This window comes from Pseudomonas sp. 43(2021) (assembly GCF_017490805.1).
In the GTDB taxonomy this organism is placed as follows: Bacteria; Pseudomonadota; Gammaproteobacteria; order Pseudomonadales; family Pseudomonadaceae; genus Aquipseudomonas.
Map to the genome: position 1 here is coordinate 1 of NZ_JAFGYJ010000320.1, position 501 is coordinate 501.

At 61.1% G+C, this 501-nt stretch carries 1 protein-coding gene; it reads right to left on the minus strand.

Annotation, left to right across the window (positions count from 1 at the left end):
• On the minus strand, positions 1-424 hold a 424-nt coding region (locus J5M71_RS27420), incomplete at its 3' end, for a glycerophosphodiester phosphodiesterase family protein (RefSeq protein WP_347709883.1).
• Positions 425-501 lie beyond the last annotated feature (77 nt).

The following is a 501-nucleotide window of genomic DNA, read 5'->3' on the forward strand; positions in this document are numbered from 1 at the left end:
AACTCGAAGTGATCGTCACCTTGTCGAGCAGGCCGTGGCGCTGAGCCATTTCCCGAATCGCCAGCACGATAGTCGCCGCGCGGGTGCGTGATGCGCTTTTGACTTCCAGCTGCCAGTGCTCGAAATCACATTGCTCGAACAACTCTTCCAGCGTCGGAATCGGGCACGGCTTGATCCAGCCCGGGCCGCCCTTGCGTGCGTCGTAGGTCACCAGTTCGGCGGCGGTGTGCTCGACGACTTTGCCGCGACGGTCGGTGGTGCGCTTGAGGGTCGGGTCATGGATGACCATCAGCTCGCCGTCCTTGGACAGGTGCAGATCCAGTTCGCAGCGGCGCACGCCGTGCTTGAGGCATTCCTGAAAGCTGCTCAGGGTGTTTTCCTGTGCTTCGCCCTTGGCGCCGCGGTGGCCGTAGATGAGGGTCACGGTGCTTCCTTAAGTTAAATGCCAGATTCGTTCTGTTCGCGGGCCAGACTGCGTTCCTGAGCCTGCTTCTGCAAGAT